The organism is Micromonospora yasonensis (genome assembly GCF_026013475.1).
GTDB lineage: Bacteria > Actinomycetota > Actinomycetes > Mycobacteriales > Micromonosporaceae > Micromonospora > Micromonospora yasonensis.
The window spans coordinates 18,709-27,005 of record NZ_JAPDPH010000087.1; the positions used below are offsets into that span (position 1 = coordinate 18,709).

An 8,297-nucleotide genomic window follows, 5' to 3' on the forward strand; every position below is an offset into this window, starting at 1 on the left:
TGCCTGGGCCCGGACGCGTCGTCGTCCGGGCCCGGCGTCGTGGGATCAGGCGGCGCCCAGGTCCTTCAGCGCCTTCTCCGCTCCCCGGTGCAGCTTCACCGGGTCGGTCTTGCGGGCGTTCTCCAGGCTGATGCCCTTGGCGGCCGGGTTGGCCTGGGCGAGGGCGTCCTTCTTGTCGAAGACCGTCCGGGTGATGGCGCAGGCCACATTGGCGTCCAGGTTGTCGCGGACCAGCAGCACGTTCGGCACCACGATGGTCGGGGTGTCGGCCGCCGTCCGGTACACGTCCTTGCCGATGGTGCCGGCCTGGTACGCCGGGTTGAGCTCGGCCATCTTCGGCAGCAGCGGGCTGATGTCGAGGAACTTCACCTTGTCGCCGGCGGTGGTGAAGAGGTCGGTGACCCCGCCGGTCGGCACGCCGCCGGACCAGAAGAAGCCGTCGATGCTGCCGTCCTTCATGCCGTCGACGGTCTTGGTCAGGTCGAGGCGCTGCGCCTGGATGTCCTTGGCCGGGTCGAGGCCGGCGGCGGTGAGCAGCCGGTTCGCGATCACCTCGGTGCCGGACTTGGGCGAGCCGGTGGAGATCTTCTTGCCCTTCATGTCGGCGACCGAGGTGATCCCCGCGTCGGCCCGGACGACCACCTGGGTGTAGTTGTCGTAGATCCGGGCGAGGGCCTGCACCGGCTGCGGCGAGCTGAAGCTGCCCTTGCCCTGGACCGCGTTGACCGCGGTGTCGAAGAGCGAGAAGGCGACGTCGTACTGGCCGGCGACGAGCTGCTCGATGTTCTGCACCGAGGCGCCGGTCTCGGCGGCGGTCCCGGTGAGCTTGCCGTCGGTGGCTCCGGAGAGCTGACCGGCGAGGGCGTTGCCGACCACGTAGTAGACCCCGGTGGCGTTGCCGGTGGCGATGCCGACCCGGGTGTCCTTGGTGACCTTGCAGGTGACCTCGGCGGCGGCGTCGTCCGTCGCCGCGCCGTCCTGACGGCCCCCGCATCCGGCGGTGCCGGCCGCGGCCAGGGCCAGCACCCCCACGCCCGCGGCCAGCCGCACGTTGATCCGTCTCACTGAACTTCCTCCCCAGGGTTTCCGGATGGGACTGCGGGGGACGCACCGGACCCGCCGGCGGCCCTCCGTCGTACGAGGACGCCCACGACCAGCACGGCGGCCAGCAACGAGCCGACGGTGACGGGCACGGGTTCCAGCCAGAGCAGGGCCAGCCCGGCGAGCGCGCCGAGGATCCGCTCCGGCACGCCGGCCGGCCCGACCCCGGGCAGCCAGCCACCCGCGGCCACGGCGAGCAGGGTGACGCCGACCGCGGAGACCACGCCGGCCACCACGATCCGTTCCGGCCCGCCGATGCCGAGCAGCCCGAGGCCGGTCGGTGTGATCACGAAGGCGATCGGGATGAGGTACGCGGGCAGCGCGTACCGCAGGGTCTGCCACATGGTCGGCACCAGCCGGCCCCCGGTCACCGCGGCGGCGGCCACGGCGGCGAGCGCGGTCGGCGGGGAGACCTCGGACAGCACCGCGAAGTAGAAGACGAACATCGCCGCGGCGGGCGCGGTGACGCCGAGGTTGAGCAGCGCCGGGCCGATGATCACCCAGCCGATCACGAAGGAGGCGGTGACCGGCACGGCGAGGCCGAGCAGGGTGAGCGCGACGGCGGCCAGCAGCGCGGTGAGCACCAGCACCACGGCCGGCTCGGAGCTGACCGCCTGGGCCCCGCTGACCAGCAGCGCGGCGGCCTGCGGGCCGAGGCCGGTCTTGGTGGTGGTGGCGGTGATGATGCCGGCGGCGGCACAGACGGCGCTCACCGCCAGCACCCCGCGTACGCCGCCGCCGAGCGCCTCGACCAACCGGGCCGGGGTGAGCCGGTGCCGTCGGTCCAGGAAGGACAGCGCGGCGGCCAGCGCGGTGGCGATCACCACGGCCCGGACCGCCGAGGCGCCGGTGGCGAGCACCACGATGATCACGATGAGCGAGAGGAAGTGGTAGCCGAAGCGGGCCAGCAGCCGCCAGGCCGAACCGGTGGCGATCACCACGGGACGTACCCCGGAACGCCGGGCGTCGATCTCCACCGAGAGCAGGATGCCCAGGTAGTAGAGGATGGTCGGCACGGTGGCCCAGCCCAGCACCTGGAGATACGACACCCCCAGGTACTCGGCGATGATGAAGGCCGCGGCGCCCAGCGTGGGCGGGGAGAGGATCGCGCCGACGCCGGCGGCGGCGAGCATGCCCCCGGCCCGCTCGGGCGGGTATCCGGCGCGGCGCAGGATGGGCCAGGTGACCGCGCCGATGCTGACCGTGGTGGCCGCGCCGGAGCCGGAGACGGTGCCGAGCAGGAAGCCGGAGGCGACCGCGGTCCGTCCGGGAGCGGTCCGGGAGCGGCGGAACGCGGCGGCGGACAGTTCCACGAAGAACCGGCCCGCCCCGGATAGGTCCAGCACCGCCCCGTAGATGGTGAACAGCACGATGTACGAGGCGGCCACATCCAGCGGGGTGCCGTAGAAGCCGCTGTCGGAGTTGTAGAAGGCGTCGACGAGTTGGTCGAAGTCGAGCCCGGCGTGGGCGACCGGCCAGGACTGCGGCAGCAGGCCGCCGTAGTAGCCGTAGCCGAGGAAGAGCAGGCAGACGGCCGGGAGGATCCATCCGGTGGTCCGCCGGCACGCCTCCACCAGCAGGAGCAGCAGCACGCTGCCCATCGCCACGTCCAGCGGGTCGAGCAGGCCCTGCCGGTCGAGGAAGGCGTCGTACCCGCCGCCGCCCGCGCCGATGGTCACCGGCAACACCGGGTAGAGGCAGCTCACCAGCGCGGCGAGGGCCAGTGCCCAGTCGAGCGGGGTGGGTCCGCTCCGCTGCGCGGGTGCTGCGTCGTCCGCCGCCCGCCGGCCCAGCCGCACCCCGGAGGGGTACGCCACGAAGACCGCCGGCAGTACGCCGGCCAGAAAAATGATCAGGTAATACTTGCTGCCCTGCGGCAGCGGAAAGAAGACCTGCCAGAGCGCGAGCAGCGCGATGGTGACGGTGACGCCGGTGAACAGCAGCCCGACCGGCCCGGACAGGACGCGCCCCGGCTTTTCGTCCTCGAACCGGGCCGCCAGTTCCCGGGTGTCGTGATGCGCGGCGACCGGCCCGTCGTCGGTCCAGGCCGGGTCGCCGATCGTGCCCTCGTCGGGCGGGAGCGGGACCGGCGCGACGTCCACCTCGGACGCGGAGGCCGGCGCGCCATCGGGCCGGGGCGTCGGAGGGGAGCCGTCGGAGGAGCGAACGGGCGACACGAGGGGGCACGATACGCGAATCGGCTAAGCGATGGGAACATTGTCGATCGCGATTGCATTACGTGACGAGAATGGCGCTTCCATTACTCAGCGCACGTGCTTTTCGGAGCATCTTTCGCAATATCTGGAGAAAATCTTTCGTTTACCTCTCGAACCAGTCGCGCCCGAAAGGATCTGTCCATGATGCCCGGTTGGCCCGACCGGCTGATGATCAACCGTTTAGTGACAGTGAGTAACTGTAGTTACTCTGAGTGGAGATGGGTGTGCGGGGCAGTTAACCGGTCGAGGATGTCGGACCCGGCGGCTAGGGTCGGCCGGTGACCACTGCTCAACCACTCATCCAGGCTCGGGGGCTGGTGAAGCGGTTCGGCGACTTCACCGCCGTCAACGGCATCGACGTCGAGGTGCGCGCCGGTGAGGCATTCGGCTTCCTCGGGCCGAACGGCGCCGGCAAGTCCTCCACGATGCGCATGATCGGCTGCATCTCCCCACCCTCCGACGGCGAGTTGCGCATCCTCGGCATGGACCCGGTCCGCGACGGTGCCGCGATCCGGGCCCGACTCGGCGTCTGCCCGCAGCTCGACAGCCTCGACCCCGAGCTCAACGTCCGGGAGAACCTCACCACCTACGCCCGCTACTTCGGCATCCCGCGCCGGGTGGCCCGCGAGCGGGCCGCCGAGCTGCTCGACTTCGTCCAGCTCGCCGAGCGTGCCGAGAGCAAGGTCGAGCCGCTCTCCGGTGGCATGAAGCGCCGGTTGACCATCGCCCGCGCGCTGGTCAACAACCCGGAGATCGTGCTGCTCGACGAGCCCACCACCGGGCTCGACCCGCAGGCCCGGCACCTGGTGTGGGAGCGGTTGTTCCGGCTCAAGCAGCAGGGCGTCACCCTGGTCCTCACCACGCACTACATGGACGAGGCCGAGCAGCTCTGCGACCGCCTGGTGGTGATGGACGGCGGCCGGATCGTGGCCGAAGGCTCGCCGCGGGCCCTGATCGAGCAGCACTCCACCCGCGAGGTGGTGGAGCTGCGCTTCGCCGCCGAGTCGCAGGAGCCGTTCGCCGACAAGCTGGCCGGGCTGGGGGAGCGGGTCGAGGTGCTGCCCGACCGGATCCTGCTCTACGTGGCCGACGGCGACGCCGCGGTGGCCGAGGTGGCCGCGCGTGGGCTCGTCCCGGCCAGCGTCCTGGTCCGGCGCAGCAGCCTGGAGGATGTCTTCCTCCACCTCACCGGCCGCACGTTGGTGGACTAGGGCGCGTCGCAAAGCCCGGGATGGTGGCCGTGACGAGCGGATGACGAGGGTTTGGTCAGGCTGGGGCGAGCAGGCAGAACTCGTTGCCTTCCGGGTCGGCGAGGACCGTCCACGGGACATCCAGGTCGATGGCGGTGGCGCCGAGAGTCCGCAGTCTGACCACCTCGGCCTCCAGGTCGTCACCCGGGTATGGGCGGACGTCGAGATGGACGCGGTTCCACACGGTCTTCACGTCGGGTGTGCGGCGGAACTGCAGATATGGGCCGACGCCCTTGGCGGATCGCAGTACCGCCTTGTGGTCGGTCACTTCGTGCAGGGTCCAGTCCATGGCCTCGCCCCAGAAGCGGGCCATGGCTCGCGGATCCGCGCAGTCGACCACTACCGCGGCGATCGGTCCGGTGTCTCGGTAGAGCGGTCGGGGGTCCAGCACGCAGAACTCGTTGCCCTCTGGGTCGGCCATGACCGTCCATGGCACGTCGCCCTGGCCTACGTCGGCGGGTGTTGCGCCGAGATCCTTCAGGCGCGTGACCACCTCCGCCTGATGGGCCGCCGAGGTGGTGGCGAGGTCGACGTGCACGCGGTTCTTCACCGTCTTGGGTTCCGGGGAGACGATGAGGTCGAGGCAGACGGCGACGGGGTCGGGGTAGACGAAGCCCTCGGGTTCGAGGTTGGTCACGCCGGGTCCCTCGCTGGAGACTCCCCAGCCGAGCACCTCCGCCCAGAAACCGCCCAGCGCAGCGTCGTCCCGAGCCTTCATGTTGATTTGAACAAGCCGCGTTGCCATGCCGGCGATGCTAGTTCAAGCCGCCGCGGCTGTTCGTGCTGCGTCGCCGGATCGGTGGGCCGGAGGTGATGCGCGAGCAGTTGCTTCATCTGGTGAAGCTCGGCTCCACGCTGCCCCGGGTCCGAATCCAGGTCGTGCCGCTCTCCGCCGGGGCTTACGCTGGGCTCGGCGGTCCCTTCGTGATCGCCACCGTGCCCGGTGGAGAGGACGTCGTCTATGTGGAGGGACAGCTCCACGGGCAGGTGATCGACCGAACCGACTTCGTGCGGCAGATGGTCGAGGTGTGGGAGTCGATCCGCGGTGAGGCACTATCTCAGCAGCAGTCCCTCGAACTGATAGCGGAAGTGGCGGAGACATGGATCTGAGCGGCGCCCGGTGGCGCAAGAGCACCCGCAGCAACGGCCAGGGCGGCAACTGCGTGGAGGTGGCCGACAACCTCCCAGGCGTGGTCGCCGTACGCGATTCCAAGGATCCAAGCGGACCGGTGCTGGCCTTCGGCTCGGAGGCATGGCGCACCTTTGTCGCCCAGGTTGTCGAGCGACCTTAGCTTTTCCGGCCCTGAACCGACGGCGGAAGTGGCGGAGACATGGATGTGACCAGCGCCCGATGGCGCAAGAGCACCCGCAGCGGCCCCGACGGCGGCAACTGTGTCGAGGTCGCCGACAACCTTGCCGGCGTGGTGGCCGTGCGCGATTCCAAGGACCCGAGCGGTCCCATGCTGGCCTTGCAGTTCCGATGCCTGGCGTGCGTTCGTGCTCGGCGTCGCCGAGCGGCCGTAACGGCTTCTTGACGCGACAGCGCCTACTGCCGGTCGCAGTCGCCGCCCTGACCATCCCCCTGGAGTCCGCTATGGGAGCGTTGGCAGACCCGTCCATGATTCTTGCCGAGCGATATCGCTCGGAAAGGGCTGCCCTGGAGCAACTGAAGGCGTCAGCGTCACCCCGCTGGCGCTTCGCGCGGGTGCGCTACTGGCTTGACCGAGCGCGTTTGGAGATCGTTTTCAACTGGCTCGGGAACGCGTCAATCTGGTTCGCCGCACGTCGGTAGCGGTGGGCCGCCGTAGGGGCCGGGAGGGTCGTGGGGGTCAAGGGCCAGCGCGCGGCGCGCGGCGGGCGAGGAGGAGATCCCGCCCCAGTTCCTCGACTTCGCGGGCCCGGCACGGGCTCGCCGGCTTTTACACGCCGCGGGCGATACTCCTCGTCCTGAGGCGAGGATGGCCGCCTACCGCCGGTGGCGGGAAGCGCGTGCCGCCGTCGGGGTGGGACCGACATTGAGTAGCGCGGCAACCTGTCGGTGAGGGTGGACGCTGTTTCTATCGGCCGCCGAACAGCGGATCGCCTGCGGGTGCCCTCAGGCCGGCGTTCGCCACGGTGGCCTCAAGCCGCGCGAGCCGGTCCTTGATCTGCTCAAGCTCATTGGACACCACCCCCGGTCCACCGCTCGGTGTGCCGGTCCCAGATGCGGGCCTCACGTGTTCAAGCTGCGCACGCAGGGACCTCACCTCCTCCGTCAACGCGGTGATGGTCTGTTCGACGGCATCCAGGAAGTTGTCGACGTCCTCCTCGTCGTACCCGCGCTTGCCGAGCGGAGGCTTCCTGAACGCGACGTTCCGGACGTCGGCCGGAGTGAGGTGGGCCATGGGGTCCTCCGGGTTGCGGTGGAGCTTGATCGTGCGGAAGTGTGCCGCACCTGTACCGTGCCTCAAGTGTCTAGGAAGGGGCCGAACCTGCTCCCACGACCCCGGCAAGTGTGATGAGCCCTCACCCGCGGCACCGCCGGCCCAGCCGGCGCCCGGTGGCGCAAGAGCACCCGCAGCAACGGCCAGGGTGGCAACTGTGTGGAGGTGGCCGACGACCTTGCCGGCGTGGTCGCCGTACGCGATGACCGGTGCCGGACCCGTCCCCTGGGCCGACCGGGTTGGCCACCGAGTTCGTCGACACCCCGGTCTCCCGCCTGTCGTCAAGCACCCGACCTGGGTGGGCCGGGCTCAGGGGCGGGGGCAAGGTCACGCAGCACCTGGCTGAGCTGGTCGATGCGGGACTGCGCCTCGGTGCGCAGCCGCTCGGCGAGCGCGTCCCAGTCCTGTCGGGTCGGCGCCTGCCCCGGCGGCAGCGCCGCGAGTGCCTGGCCCACCTCGGCCAAGGTGAGGCCGACCCGCTGGCACGCCTCGATCATCGCCAGGCGGCACATCACATCGCCGTGGTAACGGCGCTGGTTACCGGCCGTGCGGTCGCTGCTGATGAGGCCCTGCGCCTCATAGAACCGGATCGCCGACGCGGCGACGCCGCTGCGCTGCGCCACCTGGCCGATGGTCAGGCCCGGCTCGTGCCAGTCGAAAGACGTGTCGTGCCGCACGCCCCGAGTATGCCCACCCGAGGTTGACCTCAACAAATGTTGAGGTTCTACGGTCGGCTTCACCGATTTCACGAGAATTCGCTGGAGGCGACCATGATCCTGGTGACGGGTGCGACGGGCAATGTCGGGCGGCGCGTGGTGGAGCGGCTGGTTGCCGCGGGTCACGGCGTACGCGCGATCGCCCGCGACCCGGGCCGCGCGAATCTGCCGGCGGGTGTGGCGGCGCTGGCCGCTGACCTGGCCGATCCGGAGACCCTGCGCCCGCACCTGGACGGTGTCCAGGCCGTGTTCCTGATCTGGCCGTTCGTCGACCCGGCTGCGACGGCGCAGCTCGCCCCGCGTGTCGCCGACGTGCTCGCCAGTGCCGGGTCGCCCCGGGTCGTGTACGTGTCGGCCGCCTCCGCCGAGGCCGACCCGGCCTCGTTCTGGGCTGTGGTGGAGCGCGCCATCACCGCGTCCGGCCTGCCCTGGACGATGCTGCGTCCCACCGGAATCGCCACGAACACGCTGGGCTGGGCCGCGTCGATCCGCGCCGAGGGCGTGGTGCGCTGGCCGTACGGCGCGGCGGCCCGCTCGATGGTCCACGAGGACGACATCGCGGCGGTCGCCGTCGAGGCGCTGACCAGCGAC

9 protein-coding genes and 2 pseudogenes are annotated in these 8,297 nt (G+C 70.6%); 6 read left to right on the forward strand and 5 right to left on the reverse strand.

The window, feature by feature from the left end; all coding sequences use genetic code 11:
• Nucleotides 1-45: 45 nt before the first annotated feature.
• Together ONA70_RS18880 and ONA70_RS18885 are read right to left on the reverse strand one after the other, a co-directional pair.
• Entirely contained in the window at nucleotides 46-1,065 is a 1,020-nt protein-coding gene (locus ONA70_RS18880; RefSeq protein ID WP_265007767.1) for a TAXI family TRAP transporter solute-binding subunit, read from the reverse strand.
• Complete coding sequence (locus ONA70_RS18885; protein WP_406601214.1) at nucleotides 1,062-3,161, reverse strand: TRAP transporter permease; 2,100 nt, start codon at nucleotides 3,159-3,161, stop codon at nucleotides 1,062-1,064. The genes ONA70_RS18880 and ONA70_RS18885 overlap by 4 nt, the downstream gene beginning before the upstream one ends.
• A gap of 434 nt (nucleotides 3,162-3,595) precedes the next feature.
• Between ONA70_RS18885 and ONA70_RS18890 the strand changes: the two genes are divergently transcribed.
• The gene (locus tag ONA70_RS18890; RefSeq protein WP_265007768.1) at nucleotides 3,596-4,528 is read left to right on the forward strand and encodes an ABC transporter ATP-binding protein; all 933 of its coding nucleotides are present in this window, start codon (nucleotides 3,596-3,598) and stop codon (nucleotides 4,526-4,528) included.
• 55 nt (nucleotides 4,529-4,583) lie between these two features.
• Here the strand turns inward: ONA70_RS18890 and ONA70_RS18895 are convergent, their stop codons facing one another.
• Entirely contained in the window at nucleotides 4,584-5,312 is a 729-nt protein-coding gene (locus ONA70_RS18895) for a VOC family protein (protein WP_265007769.1), read from the reverse strand.
• Between the two features lie 35 nt (nucleotides 5,313-5,347).
• Between ONA70_RS18895 and ONA70_RS18900 the strand changes: the two genes are divergently transcribed.
• The 3 genes and pseudogenes from ONA70_RS18900 to ONA70_RS18910 all read left to right on the forward strand — a co-directional run bounded on the left by ONA70_RS18900 (nucleotide 5,348) and on the right by ONA70_RS18910 (nucleotide 6,091).
• Nucleotides 5,348-5,677, forward strand: a complete 330-nt coding sequence (locus tag ONA70_RS18900; protein ID WP_265007770.1) for a DUF5753 domain-containing protein — start codon at nucleotides 5,348-5,350, stop codon at nucleotides 5,675-5,677.
• Nucleotides 5,668-5,859: a DUF397 domain-containing protein gene (locus ONA70_RS18905; RefSeq protein ID WP_265007771.1), complete on the forward strand. Its 192-nt coding sequence runs from the start codon at nucleotides 5,668-5,670 to the stop codon at nucleotides 5,857-5,859. The genes ONA70_RS18900 and ONA70_RS18905 overlap by 10 nt, the downstream gene beginning before the upstream one ends.
• A gap of 39 nt (nucleotides 5,860-5,898) precedes the next feature.
• A pseudogene (locus tag ONA70_RS18910) lies at nucleotides 5,899-6,091 on the forward strand (DUF397 domain-containing protein).
• 533 nt (nucleotides 6,092-6,624) lie between these two features.
• On the opposite strand, the gene ONA70_RS36695 reads toward ONA70_RS18910, so the two are convergent.
• On the reverse strand, nucleotides 6,625-6,951 hold the full coding sequence (locus ONA70_RS36695; protein WP_319957720.1) for a DivIVA domain-containing protein: 327 nt from the start codon (nucleotides 6,949-6,951) through the stop codon (nucleotides 6,625-6,627).
• A 147-nt stretch (nucleotides 6,952-7,098) separates the two neighbouring features.
• Here ONA70_RS36695 and ONA70_RS18920 point away from each other — a divergent pair.
• Nucleotides 7,099-7,206: pseudogene (locus tag ONA70_RS18920) on the forward strand (DUF397 domain-containing protein); the annotation flags it as partial.
• A gap of 65 nt (nucleotides 7,207-7,271) precedes the next feature.
• Here the strand turns inward: ONA70_RS18920 and soxR are convergent.
• Nucleotides 7,272-7,667: a redox-sensitive transcriptional activator SoxR gene (gene soxR / locus ONA70_RS18925; protein ID WP_265007772.1), complete on the reverse strand. Its 396-nt coding sequence runs from the start codon at nucleotides 7,665-7,667 to the stop codon at nucleotides 7,272-7,274.
• Between the two features lie 93 nt (nucleotides 7,668-7,760).
• Between soxR and ONA70_RS18930 the strand changes: the two genes are divergently transcribed.
• Nucleotides 7,761-8,297: SDR family oxidoreductase (locus tag ONA70_RS18930; protein WP_265007773.1), on the forward strand; the 537-nt coding region annotated here is incomplete at its 3' end.

Excerpts from the sequence above, each read along its gene's own strand:
- ONA70_RS18895 (WP_265007769.1), bottom strand. The coding sequence starts at position 5,312 with ATGGCAACGCGGCTTGTTCAAATCAACATGAAGGCTCGGGACGACGCT.
- ONA70_RS18905 (WP_265007771.1), top strand. The coding sequence starts at position 5,668 with ATGGATCTGAGCGGCGCCCGGTGGCGCAAGAGCACCCGCAGCAACGGC.
- ONA70_RS36695 (WP_319957720.1), bottom strand. The coding sequence starts at position 6,951 with ATGGCCCACCTCACTCCGGCCGACGTCCGGAACGTCGCGTTCAGGAAG.